The 24195-nt window shown below is 69.4% G+C and carries 23 protein-coding genes; 11 read left to right on the forward strand and 12 right to left on the reverse strand.

The window, feature by feature from the left end:
• The 6 genes from AC1Q7O_RS20785 to nosZ form a co-directional block, all read right to left on the reverse strand.
• The gene (locus AC1Q7O_RS20785; RefSeq protein WP_492660336.1) at positions 1–546 is read right to left on the reverse strand and encodes a nitrous oxide reductase accessory protein NosL; all 546 of its coding nucleotides are present in this window, start codon (positions 544–546) and stop codon (positions 1–3) included.
• Positions 543–1382: an ABC transporter permease gene (locus AC1Q7O_RS20790; RefSeq protein WP_492660337.1), complete on the reverse strand. Its 840-nt coding sequence runs from the start codon at positions 1380–1382 to the stop codon at positions 543–545. The genes AC1Q7O_RS20785 and AC1Q7O_RS20790 overlap by 4 nt, the downstream gene beginning before the upstream one ends.
• On the reverse strand, positions 1379–2344 hold the full coding sequence (locus AC1Q7O_RS20795) for an ABC transporter ATP-binding protein (protein WP_492660338.1): 966 nt from the start codon (positions 2342–2344) through the stop codon (positions 1379–1381). The genes AC1Q7O_RS20790 and AC1Q7O_RS20795 overlap by 4 nt, the downstream gene beginning before the upstream one ends.
• Positions 2325–3638, reverse strand: coding sequence for a nitrous oxide reductase family maturation protein NosD (locus AC1Q7O_RS20800; protein ID WP_492660339.1), 1314 nt, complete (start codon positions 3636–3638; stop codon positions 2325–2327). The genes AC1Q7O_RS20795 and AC1Q7O_RS20800 overlap by 20 nt, the downstream gene beginning before the upstream one ends.
• Positions 3635–6268, reverse strand: coding sequence for a 4Fe-4S binding protein (locus AC1Q7O_RS20805; protein ID WP_492660340.1), 2634 nt, complete (start codon positions 6266–6268; stop codon positions 3635–3637). The genes AC1Q7O_RS20800 and AC1Q7O_RS20805 overlap by 4 nt, the downstream gene beginning before the upstream one ends.
• 69 nt (positions 6269–6337) lie before the next feature.
• A complete protein-coding gene (gene nosZ, locus AC1Q7O_RS20810; RefSeq protein WP_492660341.1) occupies positions 6338–8284 on the reverse strand; it encodes a TAT-dependent nitrous-oxide reductase in 1947 nt (648 codons plus the stop codon).
• 264 nt (positions 8285–8548) lie between these two features.
• Here nosZ and AC1Q7O_RS20815 point away from each other — a divergent pair, with 264 nt between their 5' ends.
• Both AC1Q7O_RS20815 and AC1Q7O_RS20820 read left to right on the forward strand, forming a co-directional pair.
• Positions 8549–8965 (forward strand): c-type cytochrome, encoded by a 417-nt coding sequence (locus tag AC1Q7O_RS20815; RefSeq protein WP_492660342.1) that lies wholly within the window; start codon positions 8549–8551, stop codon positions 8963–8965.
• Positions 8966–8972: 7 nt separating this feature from the next.
• Positions 8973–10001, forward strand: a complete 1029-nt coding sequence (locus AC1Q7O_RS20820; RefSeq protein WP_492660343.1) for an FAD:protein FMN transferase — start codon at positions 8973–8975, stop codon at positions 9999–10001.
• Positions 10002–10139: 138 nt separating this feature from the next.
• On the opposite strand, the gene AC1Q7O_RS20825 is transcribed toward AC1Q7O_RS20820, so the two are convergent.
• Genes AC1Q7O_RS20825 through AC1Q7O_RS20835 form a run of 3 tightly spaced genes read right to left on the reverse strand, consistent with a single transcriptional unit; the run spans position 10140 to position 13489 of the window.
• Positions 10140–10979, reverse strand: coding sequence for an HDOD domain-containing protein (locus AC1Q7O_RS20825; protein ID WP_492660344.1), 840 nt, complete (start codon positions 10977–10979; stop codon positions 10140–10142).
• A 36-nt stretch (positions 10980–11015) separates the two neighbouring features.
• Positions 11016–12308: a glycerate kinase type-2 family protein gene (locus tag AC1Q7O_RS20830; RefSeq protein ID WP_492660345.1), complete on the reverse strand. Its 1293-nt coding sequence runs from the start codon at positions 12306–12308 to the stop codon at positions 11016–11018.
• Positions 12305–13489 (reverse strand): urate hydroxylase PuuD, encoded by a 1185-nt coding sequence (locus AC1Q7O_RS20835; RefSeq protein ID WP_492660346.1) that lies wholly within the window; start codon positions 13487–13489, stop codon positions 12305–12307. The genes AC1Q7O_RS20830 and AC1Q7O_RS20835 overlap by 4 nt, the downstream gene beginning before the upstream one ends.
• A gap of 199 nt (positions 13490–13688) precedes the next feature.
• Between AC1Q7O_RS20835 and AC1Q7O_RS20840 the strand changes: the two genes are divergently transcribed.
• Positions 13689–14516, forward strand: a complete 828-nt coding sequence (locus AC1Q7O_RS20840; RefSeq protein ID WP_492660347.1) for a substrate-binding periplasmic protein — start codon at positions 13689–13691, stop codon at positions 14514–14516.
• On the opposite strand, the gene xdhC is transcribed toward AC1Q7O_RS20840, so the two are convergent.
• Genes xdhC through uraH form a run of 3 tightly spaced genes read right to left on the reverse strand, consistent with a single transcriptional unit; the run spans position 14461 to position 15788 of the window.
• Positions 14461–15240 carry a xanthine dehydrogenase accessory protein XdhC gene (gene xdhC, locus AC1Q7O_RS20845; RefSeq protein ID WP_492660348.1) on the reverse strand — a complete coding sequence of 260 codons (780 nt, stop codon included), beginning with the start codon at positions 15238–15240 and terminating at the stop codon, positions 14461–14463. The genes AC1Q7O_RS20840 and xdhC overlap by 56 nt on opposite strands.
• On the reverse strand, positions 15233–15445 hold the full coding sequence (locus AC1Q7O_RS20850; RefSeq protein ID WP_492660349.1) for a hypothetical protein: 213 nt from the start codon (positions 15443–15445) through the stop codon (positions 15233–15235). The genes xdhC and AC1Q7O_RS20850 overlap by 8 nt, the downstream gene beginning before the upstream one ends.
• Entirely contained in the window at positions 15435–15788 is a 354-nt protein-coding gene (gene uraH, locus AC1Q7O_RS20855) for a hydroxyisourate hydrolase (protein ID WP_492660350.1), read from the reverse strand. Before uraH ends, AC1Q7O_RS20850 begins: the two co-directional genes overlap by 11 nt.
• Positions 15789–15837: 49 nt before the next feature.
• On the opposite strand from uraH, the gene puuE reads away from it, so the two are divergent.
• From puuE to AC1Q7O_RS20895, 8 genes are all read left to right on the forward strand, one after another.
• Positions 15838–16794, forward strand: coding sequence for an allantoinase PuuE (gene puuE, locus AC1Q7O_RS20860; protein WP_492660351.1), 957 nt, complete (start codon positions 15838–15840; stop codon positions 16792–16794).
• A complete protein-coding gene (uraD, locus tag AC1Q7O_RS20865; RefSeq protein WP_492660352.1) occupies positions 16791–18548 on the forward strand; it encodes a 2-oxo-4-hydroxy-4-carboxy-5-ureidoimidazoline decarboxylase in 1758 nt (585 codons plus the stop codon). Before puuE ends, uraD begins: the two co-directional genes overlap by 4 nt.
• Before the next feature lie 17 nt (positions 18549–18565).
• Positions 18566–18994: a DUF7684 family protein gene (locus tag AC1Q7O_RS20870; RefSeq protein ID WP_492660353.1), complete on the forward strand. Its 429-nt coding sequence runs from the start codon at positions 18566–18568 to the stop codon at positions 18992–18994.
• 5 nt (positions 18995–18999) lie between these two features.
• Positions 19000–20244: a M20/M25/M40 family metallo-hydrolase gene (locus AC1Q7O_RS20875; protein WP_492660354.1), complete on the forward strand. Its 1245-nt coding sequence runs from the start codon at positions 19000–19002 to the stop codon at positions 20242–20244.
• Between the two features lie 121 nt (positions 20245–20365).
• On the forward strand, positions 20366–21409 hold the full coding sequence (locus AC1Q7O_RS20880) for an ABC transporter substrate-binding protein (protein WP_492660355.1): 1044 nt from the start codon (positions 20366–20368) through the stop codon (positions 21407–21409).
• A 98-nt stretch (positions 21410–21507) separates the two neighbouring features.
• Positions 21508–22320: an ABC transporter ATP-binding protein gene (locus AC1Q7O_RS20885; RefSeq protein WP_492660466.1), complete on the forward strand. Its 813-nt coding sequence runs from the start codon at positions 21508–21510 to the stop codon at positions 22318–22320.
• Entirely contained in the window at positions 22317–23069 is a 753-nt protein-coding gene (locus AC1Q7O_RS20890; RefSeq protein WP_492660356.1) for an ABC transporter permease, read from the forward strand. Before AC1Q7O_RS20885 ends, AC1Q7O_RS20890 begins: the two co-directional genes overlap by 4 nt.
• Before the next feature lie 23 nt (positions 23070–23092).
• Entirely contained in the window at positions 23093–24073 is a 981-nt protein-coding gene (locus AC1Q7O_RS20895) for a porin (protein WP_492660357.1), read from the forward strand.
• The last annotated feature ends 122 nt before the right edge of the window (positions 24074–24195 follow it).

Here is a 24195-nt window from a genome sequence, read left to right on the forward strand (position 1 = left end):
TCACATGCGGCTGTCGTGCAGCGCGCCGCCGCTGAGGTCGACCATCTCGGGCTTGATCTCGGTGTAGCGCAGCACGCGGCCACCCCATTGGCCCGCAAAGGCCTTGGCAGCGGCCTCGTCGGCAAAGCTGGCCGCCGTCGGGCCCATGGAGCCGTGGCGCTTGCTGCCGAGCACGTAGACCGCCTGGCGGGCATCGATCCAGTGGCCCACGGGCTTGTCCCAGTCGGCCTTGGCCATGTCCTGCACGTGGGCGGCGAGCAGCGGACGCACCTGCTCGGGCTTGAGCAGCGTGGAGAGCAGCTCCGTGCTGTCGCAGAACCAGGCCACCTCGCCGCTGCCCTTGTAGAGGATCTGGCCCTTGGGGCCAGCGTAGTCCGACAGCAGCATGCCGTCGAGCGAGCAGCTGGACTGGGCGGCGATCTCGCGCGGCCTGGCGGCGTCCTCGGTCGAGGCCTGGCGGCTGCAGCCGGCGAGGCTCGCGGCGGCGAGGGCGGCGCAGCCGCAGAGCAGGCCACGGCGGGTGGGATGGAATGAACGCAGGGTCATGGCTTGAATCTCCAACCCGCCAGGGCCAGCGGCGCGCCTATCCAGGCCAGCATCGCGCCGCCCATGAGCCAGGGGTTGCCCAGCGCAGGCGGCACGACGCTGGCGAGGCCGTACAGGCGCGCCATGTCGTCCAGCGAGAACACGTTGAGGATGCGGAACACGTCCGCGGGATTGAGCAGCAGCAGGTAGGCGAAGCCATCGCCACTGAGCACACCGCCCAGCTCGCCACCGCTGGCCACCAGCAGGCCCAGCAGCAGCAGGTCGAACACCAACACCAGCGCGAACCACAGCGCGATCGCCAGGCCCGAGGCGCGCGTGCGGTCGCGTGCCAACACGGACAGCAGCAGCGCCAGGCTCAGGAAGGCCAGGCCCAGCAGCACCGAGCTGAGGACGAAGCCGCCGTAGTGGTACAGCCCTGCCGCGCCGAAGCGCTGCCACAGCAGCGCCGCCACCAGGGCGAAGCCGGCCAGCGTGGACAGCGCCAGCGCGGCGGCCAGGCCGAGGTACTTGCCCAGCAGCAGCTCCAGCCGCGTGATGGGGTGCGCCAGCAGCAGGTCCAGTGAACCGCGCTCGCGCTCGCCAACGATCGCGTCGAAGCCCAGCAGCAGCGCGATCAGCGGGATCAGGTAGATGACCAGCGACACCAGGCTGGCGATGGTGGCCTCGATGGAGCGCGGGCCGATCTGGCCCTGCGCCGCGCCGCCGAAGTAGGTGATGGCCAGCGAAAACACCGTGAACACGAGAGCCACGGCCAGCACCCAGCGATTGCGCAGCCGGTCGCTGAATTCCTTGGCCGCCACGGCGACGATCTGGCGGGGTTGCAGTCCGTCTTTCACGCGGCCTCCTTCTGGCCCGCGGGCGGTTCGCGCAGCTCGAAGTAAAGGTCTTCGAGCGTCGGCTCCTGCAGCCGCAGGTCCGTCAGCGGGTGGGCGGCGAGTTGCTGCAGCAGCGGCATCTTCAGCGCCCGCGGGCAGTCGAGGCCGGCGTTCTGTGCGCCGTCACGCCGCCAGCGCAGGCCGGGCAGGCCTGCGAGCCGGGCAGGCAGCGCGTCCAGCACGGCGGCTTCGCCTTCCAGGTGCAGGTGCAGCGGGCGCGTGGAGCGCTCGCGCAGTGCGTCCACCGTGCCTTGCGCACACAGCCGGCCGCTCGACAGCATGGCCAGCGCGTCGACGCGCTGCTCCAGCTCGGCCAGGATGTGCGAGCTGATGACCAGCGTGACGCCACGCGCACGCTGCCGATCCAGCTGGGCGTAGAAGTCGCGGATGGCGGCGGGGTCCAGGCCAGTCGTGGGCTCGTCCAGCAGCAGCAGTTGCGGGTCGCCCAGCAGCGCCTGCGCGAAGCCCAGGCGTTGGCGCATGCCCTTGGAGTACTCCCGCACCGGCCGGCGGCCGGCGTGGCTCAGGCCCACCTCCTCCAGCAGCGACGCGCATTGCGCGAGCGGCGCCCCCTTGAGGCGGGCGAAGAAGCGCAGCGTCTCCAGGCCGTCGAGGTTGTCGTAGAGCACCAGGTTCTCGGGCAGGTAGCCCAGGCGGCGGCGCGCCTCGCGGAAGTTGCGACCGCCCACCTCGCAGCCATCCACCCACAACTGGCCATGACTGGGCGCGATGAGACCCAGCACCAGCTTGAACAGCGTGCTCTTGCCAGCGCCGTTGTGGCCGATCAGGCCGAACAGCTGGCCGCGCGGCACCGCGAGGTCCACGCCGTCCAGCGCCTTGTGCAGCGCGCGCCCCCGGCCGTAGTGCTTGGCCAGGCCCTGCACGCGCAATGCGGGGGCCGCTTCAGCGGAATTGCTTGTCACGCCATTCGCTCCAGTTCTTGTGTTGCGGCTGCATGGCCGGGTGAGCGTCCACGACGCTGGGCACGCGCAGCACCGGAAACTGCTGGCCCAGCAGGCGCAGCGCCTGCACGGCGGGGCTGCCCATCAGCAGCTTGACGCTGGGGTAGCGCCACTGCAGGCGGTCCACCAGCTCGTTGGCCTCGTAGGGCACATCGCCCAGGCCGTCGCCGTTGCGGTCCCAGCCGCGGTAGTTGTCCCAGTGGTTGCCCTGGCCGCGGTCCTTGTCGCTGGCATCGCCCCAGCGCTCGTCGCGGGCGCCGATGTAGCGCACCTGCTCGCGGTTGGCGATGAAGTCGTTGCGCTGCACGATGTTGCGCGTGGAGCCGGCCGACAGGTGCACGCCGACATGGTTGTCCACGACGAGGTTGCCGCGCAGCGTCGCGTACTCGACGTCGTAGATGAAGAAGCCGCGGTTGTTGCCGGCAACGATGTTGTCCTCGATGACCGAGTCCTGCAGCGTGCGCAGCATGATGCCGAAGTCGCTGTTGCCCCAGGTGCGGTTGCGGCGCACGGTCTGGTTGCGCACCTCCATCAGCGCGAGGCCGCCGCGGTTCAGGTAGCTCTCGTTGTCCTCCCACAGGTTGTCGTAGGAGTTCATGTAGTGCGTGCCGTACCGGCTGTGGTGCAGCTTGTTGGCGCGGAATTCGGCGTGGTGGGACACGTCCACATAGAGCGCGTCGCGCACGAAGCTGATGTTGTTGCCGACGATCCGCGCGCGCTGGGTGTTGTAGAGCTGGATGCCGTTGCCGCGCTGCGACGAGTTGAAGTCACGCAGGCCGGTGATGAGGTTGTGCTCGACGTGCACGTCGTTGGCCTTCTCGATCCACAGCCCGAAGAGGTTGTAGGTCAGGTCGCAGTGCTGCACCACGGCACGGTGGCTGCCGGGCTGGATGTAGATGCCGGCGTGCTGGGACTTCAGCTCGCGGCCCGAGTCGCGCACGATCAGGCCTTCGATCGTCACGTCGGGCGCGGCCACGCGCAGCGTGTCACCGCGCTGGCCGCCGCTGATCGTGGGTCGGGCGATGCCGCGCAGCGTCAGCGGCTTGTCGATGCGCAGGTTCTCGTCATAGAAGCCACGCTCGATCTCCAGCACGTCGCCGGGCTCGGCCTGGGCGATGGCGGCCTGGATGGGCTCACCAGCGTGCACGCGCCAGGTCTTGGCCTCGGCGCTGCCCAGCAGTCCCAGCGTCGGGGCGACGGCCAGGACGCCGGAGAGAACGAGGGCCTGCAGCGGTTTTGCTCCGGGAGGCTTCATGCCGGCAACCACCCCAGCGTCTTGAGCGCCAGGAAGAGCGCGGCACCGATCAGCAGGTTCTTGAAGCCCACGTAGCTGAGCATGTCCATCCAGCCGGCGACGCGGTAGTTGGCGCGCCACCAGGGGCCGTCCTTCACGTAGCGGCGGCCGCTCATGCGGATCAGCACCTCGTAGACGCTCCAGCCGAACCACCAGCCGATGATGGCGGCCGACGACAGCTTGCCCTGCGCGGCCAGCAGCCAGGCCAGGCTGGCGGCCACGGCCAGCGAGATGCCGGCCACCTGCAGCGCGCGCTGGCTCTTCCAGCCGTCGCGGCTCCAGGGCCACAGGTGGTCGCGGACCTCCAGCACCAGCACCTGACAGGTGGTCGCGGCGCCGCGGGCGGCATAGGGCTGGGCCGGGTCGGTGGGCATGCGCGGATCGGGCCCTTGCGCGGCCTTGGCCGAGATGGCGGGCACGACGTCGATGGGGATGAAGTAGCCGTCGCGGCCGATGGGCGTGATGAGCAGGCCGTCGCGCTCGCGGCGCTTGCGCTCCCGGGCCAGCGGCGGGCAGCCCTTCTGGTCGGTGTAGAGCACCATGCAGTCCAGGCAGTGCAGGCATTCGCGGTGGTCGATGCGCCCGACCGCATCGATGGCCTGGGCACCGCAGCCGACCGCGCAGGCCTTGCAGCTGTTGCAGTCCTGCTTGCGCTTCAGGCCGAACCAGCGGAAGGTGCTGGGCATGGCCAGCGAGGCGCCCAGCGGGCACAGGTACTTGCAATACGGACGCTCGATGAAGAGGGACACCCCCAGCAGCGCGGCGACGAACAGGCCATACGGCCAGGCGCGGTTGAACACGCCGACGAGGAAGGTCGTTTTGAACGGCTCCACTTCGGCCAGCATCTCGGCACGGCCCATGTCGAACATGGACACCGCCAGCAGGCCGAAGAAGATCGCGTACTTCAGCCACTTCAGCTTGTCGTGCAGCGCCTGCGACACGGGCTTCTGCCAGCGCTTGAGCCCGAGCTTGCGCGCGATCTTGAAGATCGCCTCCGACAGCGAGCCGAACGGGCACATCCAGCCGCAGAACAGGCCGCGTCCGAACAGGAACACGGTGACGATGATGAAGATCCAGAACACGAAGATGAACGGATCGGTCAGGAACAGCGACCACGTCCACTGGAACAGCAGGCTGTGGAACCAGGTCAGCACCTGCGTGATGGACGGCTGGGCCATCAGCCCGAAGCCGACGAAGACGATGGACAGCGCCCAGGCGCTGTACTTGAAGGCATTGACCGGCCACTTGTTCTTGTGGGTGGCGCGCCGGGTGAGCCGCTCGCGCAGCGCGTAGACCACGGCCACGCCCACCAGCAGCGCGGTGAACAGCGCGATCTTCAGCGCCTGACTCTTCCAGATGCGCAGCCACGGCGCGTCGGGCTCGACCACGGTCGGGCGGCCGCCCTGCAGCAGCGCGTCGGGCAGCCAGTATTTGCTCTCGAACACGGCGAAGCTGCGGTGGCCGGTGGCCTGGTCGACACGGTTGCCGAGGAAGGCCAGCTTCCACGGGTAGGCGGCCGAGAAGCTGGGCGAGCGGATGATGAAGATGACCGACTCGGTGTAGGCTGGCGCGCCTTCGGCTTCCAGGCCGTAGAGGTTGACGGCATCGAGGTCGCGGAAGGTGAACGCGTCGGCGCCCTGCTTGACCTGGACGCGGTCGTAGATGCCGCCGCGCACGAAGCCCGAGCCCTTGAAGGACTCGGCGCCCGCGCTGCGCACGATGAAGAAGGCCTGCTCGCCGTCCTTGAGGCGCGAGCGCAGGCTGGCGTAGCCGCTGTCGCCCAGCAGGCTGCGGCCCAGGTCGGGGTGGTTCAGATCACCGAACCACAGTTCGATGAAAGGCTCGGCCGCGCGTGGCAGGCCAACCTGCTCGGGCCGCACGCGCAGCTGCTGCACGGCGCCCATCGCCTGCAACTCGCTCCAGCGGTAGCGGCGCCCGGCTTCCTGCCAGCGCGCGGGTTCGCGCACGGTGGGTTCGATGATGCCGACCTGGCGCGCGATGGCACTGCCCGAAAGCTGCATGACCTGGTTCTGCGCCACGACGGTAACGGTGGCGCCGGAGATGGCGTCCACGCCCAGCACGTTCTCGTCCGGGCGCGAGGGACCGACCTCGATCTGGTCCTTGACCGACTTGCCCAGGTACTGGTCGTTGAACTTGACCAGGGCCGTCTCGGGAATGCCCAGCAGCAGGATGGGCTCGGAATGCTTGAGCACCTTGACGCCGACATAGCGTCCGGTGGTGTCCATGCCGATCAGCGTGACCACCGGCTTGCCAGAGTAGGCAGGCGTGTCGGTGATGTCGGTGGACAGCATGACGTAGCCCAGCAGCGCGGGCCTGGCGCCGGCGGCGGCAGGGCCATAGGCCTCGACGTAAGGCGGCTGGCCCTTGCGTGGCGAGAAGCTGACGGCGCCGGGAAAGACGTCCTTGCAGGGCAGCAGCGCGCACAGGTCCGGCGCGGTGGCGAGGTTGTCCGGCAGCTGGGCCTCATAGGCCAGATGCGCGGGCGCCGCCTGCGCGAGCGCAGCGGCCAGAAAAAAAACCGCGGCCAGCGCCCGGAGGCAGGCCGCGGCAAGTCGTTCCACTAACGTCATCTGAGTTCTCGTCTTCCGTCGCCGCGCGGGCCGGCTCGAGTGGCCCGCGCGGTGGCGTCGTGTGCCTGCTCAGGCCTCCACGATCATGCGCGTGCGCATTTCCAGGTGCAGCGCGTGGCAGAAGTGCGTGCAGTAGCACCAGTACACGCCCGGCTCGCCGGCGATGAAGGTCACCGAGGCCGTCTCCTGCGGGTTGACGATGAAGTTGACGTTGTGGTTCGGGATCGCGAAACCGTGCGTCAGGTCTTCCACCTTGTCGAGGTTGGTCAGGATCAGGGTGACCTCGTCGCCCTTCTTGACCTTGAACTCGCGCAGGGAGAAGGCCGGTGCCTGCGACGTCATCTTGACGGTGACCTTCTTGCCGTTGCGGGTCACGCCGGACTCCTTGGGGTCCTTCACCGCGAGCGGGAAATCGTCCAGCTGGTACACCTGCTTGGGCTTGACCAGATCACGCTTGAAGATGATGAAGTCATGCGGCTCGCCGCGCACCGGGTGGTCGGCCAGCAGCACCATCTTGTCACCGGACATGTCGATGATCTGCTCGTTCTCGGCATGCAGCGGGCCCACCGGCAGGAAGCGGTCCTTGGAGAACTTGCAGCCCACGGCCAGGTACTTGCCGTCGGCCGCGATGGTCTCCGACTGCGAGCCGTTGATGTGGCCCGGCTGGTACTGCACGTCCAGGCGGTCCACCACGTACTTGGCGGTCTTGTCGCCCTTCTGGAAGGCGATGGCCTTGTCGATGTTCCACTTCACCACCTGGCTGTCCAGGAACAGCGTCGTGTAGGCGTTGCCACGGCCGTCGAAGGCGGTGTGCAGGGGGCCCAGGCCAATCTCGACCTCGGCGACGATGGCGTCGTCCACCTTCTCGAACTTGCCGTCGAACCAGTCCAGCACCTTGGCCAGCTCGATGACGGTGGCGGTCGGCGACAGCTTGCCGGCGCAGATGAAGTACTTCTGGTCCGGGCTGGCGTTGACGCCGTGCGGGTTCTTGGGGATGGAGACGTAGGCCGTCAGCGCGGTCTTGGGGTCCTTGTTGGCCTCGCGGGTGCCGTCCACGACCGGCACCTTGGAGCTGCCGATGGTCTTGAACTTGCCGGCCTTGACGGCCTCTTCGATGCGGGCGATGTTGAAGAACAGGCAGGCGTCGCGCTCGGCGGACATCATGTCCTCGTAGTGCACGCCCATCTCGGTGTTGTACTGGTTGGTCGCCGCCAGCTTGCCGTCGTACGAGGTGGCGGTCAGGTCGCAATTGCCGTCGATCAGCACCTGCCAGCGCACGTCCATGGTCTCGGCGTCCACGCAGGTGAACATCGAGCGGTACTTGCTGCCGTCCTCGACGCCGGCGTTGGGCAGCGGCGTGGCGAACTCGGCGCCGCAGAACACGCGCGTCGTGTAGTTGATCTTCGGATCGACCGGGTCACGCTTGTCCGGGAAGATGCCGTGGAAGCCCTGCACGTTGGGCAGCTGCGTGATCTTGTCGCAGACGAAGTAGTCCAGACGGATGCGGGCGATGCGGCTGTTGATCTTGTCGTTGATCCAGGCGTAGCGGCCGTCGTAGTTGCCGTCCTTGTAGGAGGCATGCGTGTGGTGCGTGTCGCCCACCGTGTAGCGCAGCGAGCCATCGGCCTTGGTGCCCATGACCTTCTTGGACTCGTTGGTGATGCCCCAGCCCACCAGTGCATCCGGCACGAAGCACGGGATGCGCAGCAGTTCGCGGCCCGAGGGCAGGCCCAGCACGCGCATGTCGCCGGTATGGCCGCCACTCCACAGGCCGTAATAGCTGTCGAGCTGGCCCGGCTTGAGGTGGGTGGCATTCGCCTCGCCCCCCTGAGCAGCAGCCGCGGTGCCGCTGGCCGCCGGCGCGGCGGCAGCGCCATCGCCCTTCTTGTCGCCACAGGCCACAGCGCCCAGCGACAGGCCGGCCAGCGCAGCGCTGTTGAGGAAGCGGCGGCGCGCCAGGCCCTGCGGCTCATGGTCGCCTGCGGTGACGGTGCGGTTCTTTTCTTGGTCTGTCATGGTCTCGCCTTTGCGGTGGGGTCGATACGTGATTCAGATGAACGCGGCCACCTCGATTGGCGACGGTCAATGCTTTAGGTGCGTTAGCGGCAGCCCGTGGCCCGGATGCGTTCAAGAGCGATGGCATCGTCGCCAAGTCACCTCGGACCGGCGTTGATCCAAATCAGTTCGCCCGCAAAAGAGACATTCATGATGCAACTTATTCAAGACACCTCCCAACGAACCGCGCAGAATGAATCTGTCCCTTCACTGATGAGTTACTCGATGCCGCACGTCCCAGCACGCCATCTCCTTCTCTCCGTCGTCGCTGCGCTGGCCCTGGCCGCCTGCGGCAAGCAGGAACCCGCCAGCGCCCCCGCCGCACCTGCGGCTACCACCGCCCCGGCGGCCACCGAGCCCGCATCGGCTGCACCCGCCGTGGCCGAGAACACCGTCGGCAAGGGCGTGTTCGGCAAGACCTGTTCGATGTGCCATGCCGCCGGCATCGGCGGTGCGCCCAAGCCCGGCGACAAGGCCGACTGGGGCCCGCGCATCGCGCAGGGCAACGAAGTCCTCTACAAGCACGCGATCGAAGGCTTCACCGGTGCCAAGGGCATGATGCCGGCGCGCGGTAGCGGCACGACGCTGACCGACGACGAGGTCAAGGCCGCCGTGGACTTCATGGTGGCGCAGTCGCGCTGAGGCCACCTTGACCGCCACGTTTTCGCCGCAGCGCCGCCGCCTCGCACTGGGCGCGCTGGCCTGCGTGCTGCTGCCACGCGCGGCGAACGCGCTGAGCGCCGGGGGCTCTCCCGTGCAGCGCAGCACGGCCGCGCTGATGGGCACGCAGGTCGACCTCGTCGCCGTGCATGCCGATGCCGCACTCCGCGCCCGCGCCGTCGACGCCGCCTGGGCCGAGATGCTGCGGCTGTCCGAGATGATGAGCAGGTACCGCAGCGCCAGCCAGCTGAGCCTGCTGGCGCAGGCCGCCGGCCGCGAGCCGTTGCGCATCGCCCCTGAGCTGATGGCCGTGCTGCAGCAGGCACAGACGCTGTCGCGCCGCACGGGCGGGCGCTTCGACGCAACGGTGGGCGCCTACGCCGACTGGCACTTCGAGCCTGGCACGCCGGCCTCGCTGCCGGACGGCGCGACGCTTGCGCGGCAGCACGCCCTCGTCGACGCGCGCGGGCTGCTGCTCGACGCGACGCGCGGCACCGCCCGGCTGGCCCGCCCCGGCATGCGGCTGGACCTCGGCGGCATCGCCAAGCTGCCCATCCTCCAGGCGGCGCTGCGCACGCTGGCATCGCACGGCGTGACGGACGCGCTGGTCAACGGCGGCGGAGACGTGCTGTGCAGCGGCTCGCTGCAGGGTCGGCCGTGGCGCATCGGCCTGCGCGACCCGAGGGCACCGCAGCGGCTGCTGGGCGCCGTGGCGCTGCGCGGCGGTGTCGTCGCCGCATCGGGCGACTACGAGCGCGGCTTCGATCACGGCGGCCGCCGCTACCACCACATCCTGGACCCACGCAGCGGCCGCCCCACCGAGGGCCTGCATGGCCTGGCGCTCGTGGCCGACGACGTCGACGCCGTCAACGGCTGGGGCGCCGCGATGATGGTGGCGGGCGCAGCCCAGTCCCGGCGCTGGCTGCACGAGCAGCTGCCAGGTGTCGACGCCATGCTGGCCGGCGCCGACGGGACCTGGCTTTCAGCGGGCCTGCAGGCCCGGCTGTTGCCGGTCTAGCGGAGGGCATCAAGCCTGCGCGCCGGCGTCGCCCCACCCAACAACAAGGCCGGCGCGAGGGCTGACCCGACCTTGAAACCCATCCCAATCCTGCCGGCTCTACCGCCTGGCAGGGCGGGAGTCAGGACGACCTGAGGGTCAATGCAGCATCTGCTCGACTTCAGCCGCCGGGTCGCCGGCGGCGACCACCTTGGCGGCCAGCATGTCCAGGTCCAGGTGCAGGTGCTCGATGAGTTCGGGCACGGCCACCTGCAGCGCATGCACCGGCTCGTCGTGGTGCTCGGCAGCATCGGCCAGCACCTCGGCCACGTGCAGCACGGCGGCGATCAGCGAGAACGGGCGGATCTCCAGCGGCGTGTTGGCGTCCTTGAACGCCTCCACCATGCGGTCCGGGAAGTGCCAGTGGGCCGCCAGCGACGCGGTCACGTCGGCATGCGTGCAGCCGAAGCGGTGCTCTTCCAGCGAGAAGCGGCTGCCCGGCTCGGCGGCATGGGCCTCGACGTCGGCCACCAGCTGCGGCGCGTCGGCGGCCATCAGCAGCTGGCCGGTGCGCAGCATCAGGCCGGCGAGGTAGGCGGTGTCTATGGTCGCGGCGTCGGCACCCAGCATGCGGGCCAGAATGCGCGCGTAGTTGGCGGTGGCGATGCTGTGGCGCCAGAACTGCGTGCGGTCCAGGCCCTGCACCTTGGGAAAGGCACCACTGAGGCAGGCAGCCATGGCCAGGTTGCGCAGCGTCTCCAGGCCCAGCGCATGGGCGGCGTCGATGACGGTGGCGATCTGGTGCGAGGGGCTGTAGTGCGCCGAGTTGGCCAGCCGCAGCACCTTGGCAGTCAGCGCACCGTCCTTCTCGATGAGGGCCGCGATCTGGGCCAGGCCCACGTTGTCGTCATCGAAGCTCTTCAGCAGCCGAGAGGCCACCTCGGGCATGGTCGGCAAGGCGGTGTGCTTGACGAAGAAACGCTCGGCGGCTGCGGTCATCGTGGACTCCTTCGGGGCGCTGAAGTGCGACCCAGTCTAGGGCGGCAACACCAGCATCGCGCGGAAATCGTTCACGTTCGTGAAGCTCGGGCCAATGCTGAGTAAATCCCCCAGCGGCGCAAAGAAGCTGGCGCTGTCGTGCCCGTCCAGCAAGGCCTGCGGGCTCAGACCCAGCGCGCGGGCGCGGGCCAGGCTGGTCGGCGTCAGCAGCGCGCCGGCATGGGGGCCAACGCCGTCAATGCCATCGGTGTCGGCGGCCAGCGCCCAGACACCTGGCTCACCCTGCAGCGCCAGCGCACAGCCGAGCAGGAACTCGGTGGCGCGGCCGCCTTTGCCGGCCGGCTTGCCGGCATCGACAGTCACCGTGGTCTCACCGCCGGACAGGATCACGCAAGGTCTGGCAAAGGGTTCACCCCGGCGCGCAACGGCCCGGGCCAGCGCCGCGTGCAGGCCGCCGACGACGCGCGACTCACCCTCGATCTCGTCGCTGAGGATGTGGGCCGCCAGCCCGTGCGCACGCGCCGTGTCGGCGGCGGCCTCGAGGCTCATCTGCGGCGTGGCGAGCAGGCGCAGCTCGTGGCCCGCCAGGCCGGGGTCGCCGGGCTTGGGGGTCTCGAAGGCGCCGGACGCGAGCCCCTCGCGCGCAGCCGCGGGCAGGTCCAGCCGGTAACGGCGGCAGATGGCCAGCGCATCGGCGCAGGTCGTCGCGTCGGCCACTGTGGGGCCGGAGGCGATGACGGCAGGGTCGTCGCCGGGCACGTCGCTGATGGCCAGCGTCAGCACGCGGGCCGGCGCGCAGGCGGCCGCCAACCGCCCGCCCTTGATGGCCGACAGGTGCTTGCGCACGCAGTTCATCTCGGTGATGGACGCGCCGCTGGCCAGCAGCGCACGGTTGATGGCCTGCTTGTCGGCCAGCTGCAGGCCCGGTGCCGGCAGGCTCAGCAGCGCCGAGCCGCCACCGGAGATCAGGCAGATGACGAGGTCGTCCGCGGTGAGCCCGCCCGTCATCGCCAGCAGCGCCTCGGTGGCAGCCAGGCCGGCGGCGTCGGGCACCGGATGCGCGGCCTCGACGACCCGCAAGCGGCGCGGCCGGTACCCCGGCGGCACATGGCCGTAGCGCGTGATGACCAGGCCCGACAGCGGCGCGTCGGCGGGCCAGGCGGCCTCCAGCGCCTGCGCCATCGCGCCACCCGCCTTGCCGGCACCCAGCACCAGCGTTCGGCCCTTGGGCGGCGGCGGCAGATGCTGAGCCAGCACCCGCCCCGGCAGGGCCCGCGCGACGGCCACGTCGTAGAGCTGGCGCAGCAGCGCGCGCGGGTCGAGGGTCATGGCTGCAGCGCCCAGCGGCCGATCAGCGCGCGTTCCTCGTCGGTGATCTGCGTCGCGTTGTTCAGCGGCATGGCACGCTGCACGACGACCTGCTGGTAGACCTGCGCCTTGTGCGCCGCCAGCGCCTCGGCGGAGTCCAGCCGCACGCCCTTCTGCGCCGCCTCGCCCGCGTGGCAGGCCAGGCAGCGCTGCGCGGCGATGGCCTGCACCTGGGCCAGCGTGACCGGCACAGCAGCCGCCACCGCGGGCGCGGGCTTGGGCGCCATCCAGGCGATGAGCCCGGCCAGCAGCGCCAGCGCGAGCACCACGGCGCCCCAGCTGTTGACGCCCTTGTGCCGCTTGACGAAGAACAGGCGGATGGCCACGCCCGCGGCCATCAGCACGCAAAGCACCACCCAGTTGTGCGGGTGCTGGTGCAGCATGCCGTAGTGGTTGCTCAGCATCGCGATCAGCACCGGCAGGCCGAACCAGGTGTTGTGCACGCTGCGCTGCTTGCCGCGCTGGCCGTAGATCGGGTCGGGCTTCTGGCCGGCACGCATCTGCGCGATGACCTTCTTCTGGCCCGGGATGATCCAGTGCGCGACGTTGGCCGTCATCATGGTCGCCAGCGTCGCGCCGACGATCAGGAAGGCCGCGCGGCCGGCGAACAGCTGGCAGGCCAGCCAGCTGGCGAAGACGATGAAGGCAGCGACGACGGCCAACACGCGGCCGTCGTTGCCGATCTGCCCGTCCCGCGTGCGACCCAGCGTCAGGCAGGCTGCGTCGTAGACGGCCGTGCCGACGACGAGAAAGCCCAGCGCCGCGCACACCGCCTGCCACGGCGCGCCCCAGGCGTGCACGCGCGGGTCCACCAGCATCTGGCTGGCGTTGAACAGGTACAGCACGACGAACAGCGCGAAGCCGCTCATCCACGTCCAGTAGCTCTCCCAATAGAACCAGTGCAGATCCTTCGGGAGATTGGACGGCGCCACCATGTACTTCTGCGGGTTGTAGAAGCCGCCGCCGTGCACGGCCCACAGCTCGCCGTCCACGCCCTTGGCCTTCAGGTCGTCGGCGGCGGGCTTGACGAGGTGGTTGTCCAGCCAGACGAAGTAGAACGACGCGCCTATCCAGGCGATGACGGTGATGACGTGCAGCCAGCGCAGCAGCAGGTTGGCCCAGTCGAGCAGGTAGATGTCCATGAGGCGGTGGAATTGTCACGAGCGGCCCCACCACGGCGGGTGCTGTGGGGCCCAAGGGTCGCGTCCGCAGGACTCACTGGACCTGACACCGCTGCGACTGGCGTCGGAGTGTATGCAGCCGCCGTGCCAGCCGTGGCGCCCGTCACGCGGCGGCGCGGCCAATGCGGCACGGGCCCGCCGGCGCGCACACAATCGCGCCATGCCTGCCCGACCACTCTGGCCGACTGCCGTCCTGTCCCTGCTGCCCCTGCTGTGGCTGGCGGCCCCGCCGCCGGCGCTGGCGCAGGAGGCGCCCACGGTGAAGCTGGCCACCAACGTGGAGCGCAGCTACTTCCCGCCGGCCGAGGCGCTGCTGCGCAAGGCCTACGCGAGCCTGGGCCTACAGGTGGAGTTCGTGCCGTGGCCGCTGAACCGCGCCCAGCTGGAGCTGGCCGCGGGCCGCCTGGACGGCGTGGCGATGCGCACGGACACCTTCTTCGCGCAGCTGCCCTCCGTGCGCAAGGTGGACGTGCCGCTGCTGACGCTGCATGTCTACGCCTTCGCCCGCCCGCCCTGCCCCGCCTCGGTCAGCCTGGAGGAGCTGGCGCGCCGCCGCATCGCCCACCAGCGCGGCATGGTGGCCGTCGAGGCGCTGGTGCCCGAAGCCGTGCGACTGCCGGCCAACACGCCCAGCGACGCCTTCCTGATGGTGGGCATGGGTGCAGCCGACTACGCGCTGATGCTGTCCACGCCGTGGATGTCCGAGCTGCCGGTGCTGACCCGCCAGGGCAGCCTGTGCCGCGTGGCGACGCCGCTGAGCCAGACGGTGCTGTACCACGGCGTGCACGAATCGCAGGCCGGCCGCGTGGCGGCGCTGGAGCAGGTGCTGCGCGCGATGCGCGAACGGGGCGAGATCCAGCAGGCCTGGACGGCCTACGAGCGCGAGATCGCGTCGCAGAACAGCGGCCTGCAGGCCCAGCCCGGCCGCAGCCTCACGCTGACGCCGGCGGCAGCGCCAGGATCTGCGCCAGCACAGCCACCGCGATGACGGCCGGCTGCTTGCCGGCGATGCCAGGCACGCCGATGGGGCAGACCACCCGGGCCAAGTCCTCGTCCGTGAAGCCGCGCGCCGCCAGCCGCTGACGAAAGCTCGCCCACTTCGTCTTGCTGCCGATGAGGCCGATGAAGGCCAGGTCGCCACGCTCACGCTGCCGCTTCAGGCAGGCGGCGACGAGGTTGAAGTCCTCCGCATGGCTGTAGCTCATCAGCAGCACGGCCGCGCCAGGCACCAGGTCGGCCACCGCGTCGGCGATGGGGTCGACGGCCTCCTGGCGCCAGTGCGCCGGGGGCGGCTCGGCGGGGAAGGCGTCCTCGCGGCTGTCCACCCAGTGCAGCGCCAGCGGCAGGTCGCGCGCGATGCGGGCGATGGCGTGGCCCACGTGACCCGCCCCGAACAGCGCCACCGGCCGCAGCGGCTCGACAGGCAGCCGGGCCTGCAGGTCCTCGCCAGCCGCCACGCGCTCGAAACGCAGCCAGACGACGCCGCCACAGCACTGCCCCAGGCCCGGGCCGAGCGGGTAGCGCACCTCGGCTTCCAGTGCGTCGCCGGCCAGCGCGGCGCGGGCGCGGGCGATGGCGTCGAACTCCAGATGTCCGCCACCCACCGTGCCGGTGAAGCTGCCGGCCGTGACTGCCATCCACGCGCCCACTTCGCGGGGCACGCTGCCCGACGTGCGGGCCACGGTGACGAGGATGCAGGGGCCGTCAGCCACGCCGGGCCTTTCGCTTCATGCGCAGCCGCTTGAAGCGCAGGAACACGCCCAGGCCCAACGCCGCCAGCGCACCGCCCAGCAGAAGCTGCCCCAAAGCAACGGCAACGCCGGCGCCGCTCCAGGCGCCAAAGCTGGCCAGCCCTTCGACGACGACCAGGCCGCCGTCGCCCAGCCGGTCCAGGCGCGAAGGCTGTTCAGCTGCCACGGTAGGTCGAGTAAGCCCACGGCGACGCGAGCAGCGGCACGTGGTAGTGCGAACCCTCGTCGGCGATGCCGAAGTCCAGCGGCACCTCGTCGAGGAAAGCGGGCTCTGGCAGTGTGTCGCCCCGGGCCCGGAAATACGCGGCCACCTCAAAGACCAGCCGGTAGCGGCCAGCCGTGAAGGTCGCGCCTTCCAGCACCGGCCCATCGGCGCGGCCGTCCCCGTTCAGGTGCAGGCTGCGCAGCCATTTGGGGCCGTCCGCCTCCAAACGGTACAGCCGCACGGCCATGCCGGCGGCGGGGCAGCCGTTGGCGGTGTCCAGCACATGTGTTGTCAGTTTGCCCATCGAAGCTCCGTGGCCTGTTGCCGCATGCGGCTTGATGCAAAGTGTAGGGATGACGACGCCCCGCTATCCCCGCGACCTCATCGGCTACGGCGAGAACCCACCCCACGCGCAATGGCCGGGCCAGGCCCGCGTGGCGGTGCAGTTCGTCCTGAACTACGAGGAGGGCGGCGAGAACTCCGTGCTGCACGGCGACGCCGGCAGCGAGCAGTTCCTGTCCGAGATGTTCAACCCGGCCAGCTACCCGGCGCGGCACCTGAGCATGGAAGGCATCTACGAGTACGGCTCGCGCGTCGGCGTGTGGCGGCTGCTGAAGGAGTTCGAGCAGCGTGCGCTGCCGCTGACGGTGTTCGGCGTGGGCATGGCGCTGGAGCGCCACCCGGACCTGACGCAGGCCTTCGTCGAGCTGGACCACGAGATCGCGTCGCACGGCTGGCGCTGGATTCACTACCAGGGCATGGACGAGGACACCGAGCGCGCCCACATGGCGCAGGCCATGGCGTCCCTGAAGCGCCTGACGCTGGGCCGTGACCCGCACGGCCTGGGCTGGTACACCGGCCGCGACAGCCCCGCCACGCGCCGGCTCGTCGCCGATTTCGGCGGCTTCGAGTACGACAGCGACTACTACGGCGACGACCTGCCCTTCTGGCTGCAGGTCAGGAAGACCAGCGGCGAGCTGGCGCCCCACCTCGTCGTGCCCTACACGCTGGACTGCAACGACATGCGCTTCGCGCTGCCGCAGGGCTTCAGCCACGGCGAGCCGTTCTTCGAGTACCTGAAGGACACGTTCGACGTGCTGTACGCCGAGGGCGCCGAGTCGCCCAAGATGATGAGCATCGGCATGCACTGCCGGCTGCTGGGCCGCCCGGGGCGGATGCGTGCGCTGCAGAAGTTCCTCGACCACATCGAGGCGCACGACCGCGTGTGGGTGTGCCGCCGGCTGGACATCGCGCGGCACTGGAAAGCCACCCACCCCTTTGATGCCAAGACCGCTTTCGTTTGGGAATGATGACGCTCGACGACCTCAACAACGCCAGCGCGGCCGACTTCGTCACGCTGCTGGACGGCACTTACGAACATTCGCCGTGGGTCGCCGAGCGCGCCGCGGCATCCCGCCCGTTCAAGACCGTGGCCGCGCTGAAGGTGGCGCTGGCGCGCGTCGTGCGCGAGGCGTCGCTGGATGAACAGCTGGGCCTGATCCGCGCCCACCCCGAGCTGGCCGGCAAGGCCGCCGTGGCGGGGGCGCTGACGGCCGAGTCGACGAACGAGCAGCAGAAGGCGGGCTTGACGGCCTGCACACCGGAGGAGTTCGCGAAGCTGCAGCAGCTCAACGCCGACTACAACGCGCGCTTCGGTTTCCCGTTCATCCTGGCGGTGCGCGGGCCGCGCGGTACGGGCTTCACGCGGCAGGAAATCATCGCCATCTTCGAGCGCCGGCTGCGCGCGCACCCGGACGTGGAACGCGCCGAATGCCTGCGGCAGATCCACCGCATCGCCGAGATCCGGCTGAACGACAAGTTCGGCATCAAACCCGCTCTGGGCGAGCAGTTGTGGGACTGGGCCGCGGCGCTGGCCGTACACAGCGAGGACGAGACTTTCCTGACCTGCACCTACGCCACGCCCGCGCACACGGCCGTCGCCGAGCAGCTGATGGTGTGGATGCGCGAGTGCGGTTTCGACACCGTCAACCGCGACGCTGTCGGCAACGTGGTCGGGGTCTACAACGGCACCGGTGAGCAGCGCCTGCTGACCGGCAGCCACTACGACACCGTGCGCCGCGCCGGCCGCTTCGACGGGCGGCTGGGCATCTTCGTGCCGATGCTGGTCGTGCGCGAGCTGCACCGGGCGGGCAAGCGACTGCCGTTCGGCATCGAAGTGGTCGGCTTCTCCGAGGAGGAAGGCCAGCGTTACGCGGCCACTTTCCTCGCATCCAGCGCGCTGACCGGCGCGTTCGACCCGACCTGGCTGGAGCAGACAGACGCTGCCGGCGTCAGCCTGCGCGACGCGATGCGTGCCGCCGGCCTGCCGGGCAAGGTGGCGGCCATCACCGCGCTGCACCGCGACCGCAGCCGCTACTTCGGCTTCGTCGAAGTGCACATCGAGCAGGGCCCCGTGCTGGACAGCCTGGACCTGCCGCTGGGCATCGTCACCAGCATCAACGGCAGCCGGCGCTACACCGGCGAGATCGTCGGCTTGGCCAGCCACGCCGGCACGACGCCGATGGGCCAACGTCGCGACGCGGCCGCGGGCGTGGCGGAGCTGATCCTGTTCGCCGAGAGGCGCGCGGCCAGCGTGCCCGACGTGGTCGCCACGGTGGGCATGCTGGAAGTGCCGTCGGGCTCCATCAACGTCATCCCCGGCCGCTGCCGCTTCAGCCTGGACCTGCGCGCGACGACCGACGAGGCCCGCGACGCGCTGGACGCCGACGTGCGCGCCGAGCTGGACGCCATCTGCCAGCGCCGCGGCCTGAGCTTCACGCTGCAGCCCACAGTCGCCGCCAACGCCGCGCCGAGCGACGCCGCCTGGCAGTCGCACTGGGAGGCCGCCGTGACAGCGCTGGGCCTGCCACTGCACCGCCTGCCCTCCGGCGCCGGCCATGACGCGATGAAGCTGCACGAACTGCTGCCGCAGGCCATGCTGTTCGTGCGCGGCGGCAACGGCGGCATCAGCCACAACCCGCTGGAGTCGGTGACGGTGGATGACGCGGAGCTGGCGGTGAACGCTTTCGCGCAACTGCTCGATCAACTCACAAAACAGCGATAGTTCCGTCTCGCCGCCTGATGCAAAGCGTCCCGACCTATCTGCATGTGCAGCCAGATGGCGAGCTGCCGCGCTGGCGCGCGAGCGAGCCGTTTCGCTGCGTCGTCGTCGTTCAGGCGGACGTGTCGCCTGGCTGGCGCTCAAACGTCAGCGGGTGGATGCTTCGCGAGGGTTGCCTGTACATGATGGCTTGGGGTTCCGAATGCAGCCGTTGGGATGACGCCGTGGACGATGAGAACCTTTCAAGGTTCGACTACGGCGATATTCCTGAAGACAAGTTCGTGATGACGACGTGGCACGAAGACCAGTCGCTGAGCGAAGTCTTCTGGTTCGCGAAGGAACTGGCCCATCACCCCACCGTCGCCCTACGCGACACGCTGCTGCTGCACATCGCACCCTGTGCATCAGAAGCTGAAATGCTTGCTGCGTTCAAGAACGCCAAGGACTGAAATAGATGAATGCCCTCGATCAAATCATTGACGATCGTCTGCCGGAGCAGATCCGTTTCCTGCAGCAACTCGTCCGCATCCCCACCGACACGCCGCCCGGCAACAACGCGCCGCACGCGGACCGCACCGCGGAGCTGCTGACCGAGCTGGGCTTCGAGGTCGAGAAGCACGTCGTGCCCGCGGCCGTCGTCAAGCGCGGCGGCATGCAGTCGGTGACCAACCTCGTCGTGCGCCACCGCTTCGGCACCTACGGCCCCAAGATCGCGCTGAATGCGCATGGCGATGTCGTGCCGCCCGGCGAAGGCTGGACGCATGACCCCTACGGCGCCGAGATCGTGGACGGCAAGCTGTACGGTCGCGCGTCGGCCGTCAGCAAGAGCGACTTCGCGACCTACACGTTCGCCTTGCTGGCGCTGAAGAGTTCCGGCCTGCCGCTGCGCGGCGCGGTGGAGCTGCACTTCACCTACGACGAGGAGTTCGGCGGCGAGCTGGGCCCGGGCTGGCTGCTGCGCGAAGGCATCGTGCGGCCGGACCTGCTGATCGCCGCGGGCTTCAGCTACCAGGTCGTCACCGCGCACAACGGCTGCCTGCAGATGGAAGTGACGCTGCACGGCCTGGCCTCGCACGCCGCCTACCCGGACACCGGCGTGGATGCGCTGCAGGCCGCGACCCAGCTGCTGACCGCGCTGTACGCGCACAACGACGTGCTGAAGACGCGCCGCTCCGACGTGCCGGGCATCACGCACCCCTATCTCAACGTCGGCCGCATCGAGGGTGGCAGCAACACCAACGTCGTGCCCGGCAAGGTGGTGCTGAAGCTGGACCGCCGCATGATCCCCGAGGAGAACCCGGCGGAGGTGGAGGCCGAGGTGCGCGCGCTCATCGAGAGCGCGGTGGCCGATATCAACAAGACCAGCCCGGGCATCCGCCTGGAGATCAAGCGCCTGCTGCTTGCCAACTCGATGAGGCCGCTGCCCGGTGCCGACACGCTGGTGGCCACGCTGCAAAAGCACGGCGAGGCCGTGTTCGGTGAGCCCATCCCGACGTCGGGCACGCCGCTGTACACCGACGTGCGGCTCTACACCGCGCAGGGCATTCCGGCCGCCATCTACGGCGCCGGCCCGCGCACGGTGCTGGAGAGCAATGCCAAGCGCGCCGACGAGCACCTGGTGCTGGACGACCTGAAGCGCGCCACGCAGGTGGTGGCACGCACGCTCGCGGAACTGCTGGAGCGCCGCTCCGGTGCGTGAACGCACGCGGCGCGGCCTTCGCGCCGCGCCGGGGTGCATCGGCGCCCCCTAGGTTGTAGGCACAGAGCTTGCAAATGTCTCCCTCGGGCGCACTGCCGCGCCCGATGCCCACGGAGATTGCATGCGACTGAGCCGACGTGCCCTGGCCACCCTGACGGCTGCCCTTGTTGCCTGGGGTGCCGCCCCCTCTGCCGCGCTGGCACAGACGACACCCGTCAAGTTCCAGCTTGACTGGCGCTTCGAGGGCCCCTCGGCGCTGTTCCTGCTGCCCACGGCCAAGGGCTATTTCAAGGACGAGAAGCTGGACGTGACGGTGGACGCCGGCAACGGCTCCGGCGGCGCGGTGACGCGTGTTGCCTCCGGGTCCTACGACATCGGCTTTGCGGACATGGCCGCGCTGATGGAGTTCCACGCCAACAACCCCGACGCGCCGAACAAGCCGGTCGCCGTCATGGTGGTCTACAACAACACGCCGGCCGCGGTGCTGACGCTGAAGAAGAGCGGCATCAAGACGCTGGCCGACCTGACGGGCAAGAAGCTCGGCGCGCCGGTGTTCGACGCCGGCCGGCGCGGCTTCCCCATCCTCGCCAAGGCCAACAAGCTGGGCGCCGTCACCTGGGTCAGCATGGACCCGCCGCTGCGCGAGACCATGCTGATGCGCGGCGACGTCGACGCCATCACCGGCTTCTCGTTCACGTCACTGCTGAACCTGGAGGCGCGCGGCGTGAAGACGGCCGACGTGCAGCTGTTCCCCTACGCCGAGAACGGCGTGAAGCTGTACGGCAACGTCATCATCGCGAGCCCGAAGTTCGTGAAGGAGAAGCCCGAGGCGCTGAAGGCCTTCCTGCGTGCGTTCACGAAGGGCGCCAGGGAGGTGCTGGCCAAGCCCGACGACGCGATCGCGTTCGTCAAGGAGCGCGACGGCATCATCAACGTGGACCTGGAGAAGCGCCGGCTGCGCATGGCGATCAGCGACGCCATCGCCAGCCCCGATGCGCGCGCCGAGGGCTTCGGCCAGCTGAACGCGGCGCGGCTGTCGCTGATGGCCAGCCAGGTGTCGGATACCTACGGCACCAAGACGCGCGTGGACGCTGGCGCCGTGTGGAACGGCAGCTTCCTGCCGTCCGCTGCGGAACTGAACATCCTGCCGCCCGTCAAGAAATGAGCGCGCAAGGGCCGAGCGCCGGGCCGCCCCAAGCCGGCCCGCGTCCCCTCGGGGGACCGGTTGGGGCTGGCGTAGCCAGTCCCGAACGAGGGGCTGACATTCCTGCGTTCGTCGATTTCCGAGACGTCTGGCTGGCCTACAACGACGAGCTGCTCGCGCAAGAGAAGTTCGCCGTCGAGGCCATCGACCTGAAGGTGGCGCGCGGCGAGTTCATCGCCATCGTCGGGCCATCGGGCTGCGGCAAGTCCACGTTCATGAAGCTGGCGACCGGGCTCAAGCCGCCATCGCGCGGCGAGATCCGCGTGGACGGCCGCACCGTGCACGGCCCGCTGAAGATCAGCGGCATGGCCTTTCAGTCGGCGTCGCTGCTGCCGTGGCGCACGACGCTGGCCAACGTCATGCTGCCACTGGAGATCGTCGAGCCCTACCGCTCCGAGCTGAAGGCCAAACGGCCGGAGTTCGAAGCCCGCGCCCGCGCGCTGCTCGCCCGGGTCGGCCTGGCCGGCTATGAGGACAAGTTCCCGTGGCAGCTGTCGGGCGGCATGCAGCAGCGCGCCAGCATCTGCCGCGCGCTGATCCACGAGCCCCAGCTGCTGCTGCTGGACGAACCCTTCGGCGCACTGGACGCCTTCACGCGCGAGGAGCTGTGGTGCATCCTGCGCGACCTGCAGGCCGCGCAGGGCTTCAACGTCATCCTCGTCACGCACGACCTGCGCGAGTCGGTGTTCCTGGCCGACAGCATCTACGTGATGAGCAAGAGCCCGGGGCGCATCGTGCTCAAGCGCGAGGTGCCACTGCCGCGCCCGCGCGAGCTGGATATCACCTACACGCCCGAGTTCGGCGAGATCGTCCACGAACTGCGCGGCCACATCGGCGCGCTGAAGAAGGCTGGCGCGGAGATCGCCCAATGAAGCTGCAGCGTCATGCCCACTGGCTGTTGCTGGCCGTCATCCTGGCGCTGTGGCAGAGCGTCTGCGGCCTGTTCGACATCTCCGAGTTCCTGTTCCCCAGCCCGGCGCGCATCGCGCAGCAGTTCTGGGAGCACCACGACGTGATCCTCGCCCACGCCTGGCGCACCTGGTGGGTCACGATGCTGGGCTTCGCGATCTCCATCGTCGTCGGCACGCTGCTGGGTTGCCTGATGGGCAGCTCCAAGCTCGCCTACTCGGCCATGTACCCGCTGATGACGGCGTTCAACGCGCTGCCCAAGGCGGCCTTCGTGCCCATCCTCGTCGTGTGGTTCGGCATCGGCGTGGGGCCGGCGGTGCTGACGGCCTTCCTCATCAGCTTCTTTCCCATCATGGTCAACATCGCCACCGGCCTGGCGACGCTGGAGCCCGAGCTGGAGGACGTGCTGCGCGTGCTGGGCGCCAGGCGAACCGACGTGCTGTGGAAGGTGGGCCTGCCGCGCTCGATGCCCTATTTCTTCGGCGCGCTGAAGGTGTCCATCACGCTGGCCTTTGTCGGCACGACGGTGTCGGAGATGACCGCCGCCAACGAAGGCATCGGCTACCTGCTGATCTCCGCCGGCTCGTCCATGCAGATGGGCCTGGCGTTCGCCGGCCTGCTGGTGGTCGGCGCGATGGCGATGGCCATGTACGAATTCTTCGCCGTGCTGGAGCGCCGCCTGACCGGCTGGGCGCACCGCGGACAGACCTGATCAACAACACAAGGAGAACCTCCATGGACAAGAAGATCCTGCTGGCCACCGTCATCGCGCTGGCTGCCGCTCCGGCGCTCGCGCAGAGCAGCGTGACCGCCTTCGGCCTCATCGACATGAGCGTCGGTAGCACGAAGCCCCCCGGTGCGACCGCGTCGGTGCTGGGCGCCGAAAGCGGCAAGATGACCACCAGCCACCTGGGCTTTCGCGGCAACGAGGACCTGGGCGGCGGCCTCTCGGCCATCTTCCAGCTGGAAGGCTTCCTGCGCGCGGACGTCGGCGCCAGCGGCCGCTCCAACACCGACAACTTCTGGGCGCGCAACGCGCTGGTGGGCCTGGCCAGCAAGGAATGGGGCACGCTCAAGGTGGGCCGCAACACGACGACGCTGTTCGTCACCACGCTGAGCTTCAACCCCTTTGGCGATTCGTTCGGCTACTCGCCCAGCATCCGCCACATCTTCACCAGCGGCACCGTCACCGGCGACTCCGGCTGGAGCGACTCGGTGCTGTACACGACGCCCAATTTCAGCGGCTTCACCGGCAGCGTCTTCGTCGCAGCCGGAGAGGGCCAGGGCGGCCGCAACGTGGCCGCCAGCGGCACCTACGTCAGCGGCCCGCTGGCCGGCGCGCTGGTCTACCAGCAGGTCAAGAAGGACGGCGGCGCCACGCCGGTGGACGACACCACCGTCTGGATGGGCAACGGCTCGTACGACTTCGGCGTCGTCAAGGTCTTCGGGCAGTACGCCCAGGTCACCAACGACACCAAGAACATCGACTACAAGATCTACGAGGCCGGCGTGAGCATCCCCGTCGGCGCCGCCAAGCTGCTGGCGCAGTACGGCCAGATCAGCCCCACCACGGGCGCCGGCCGCAAGACCTGGACGGTGGGCTACGACTACTGGCTGTCCAAGCGCACCGACCTGTACGCCGTGGCCATGATCGACAAGCTCAGCAACCTGACCGCCGGCGAGAGCTTCTCGGTGGGCATGCGCCACCGCTTCTGATCAGCAGCGCGCCACCATTGCCGGCGCTCGAGGCGCTAGCGACGGTCGGCGTCTTGCTTGATCGTGACTCGCTGCGGGCAGCGGACGTCGCCGCTCTGTTGATATCCAACCCGCAGGCCGCT

The sequence above is a fragment of the Roseateles sp. GW823-FHT07B05 genome, from assembly GCF_058794515.1.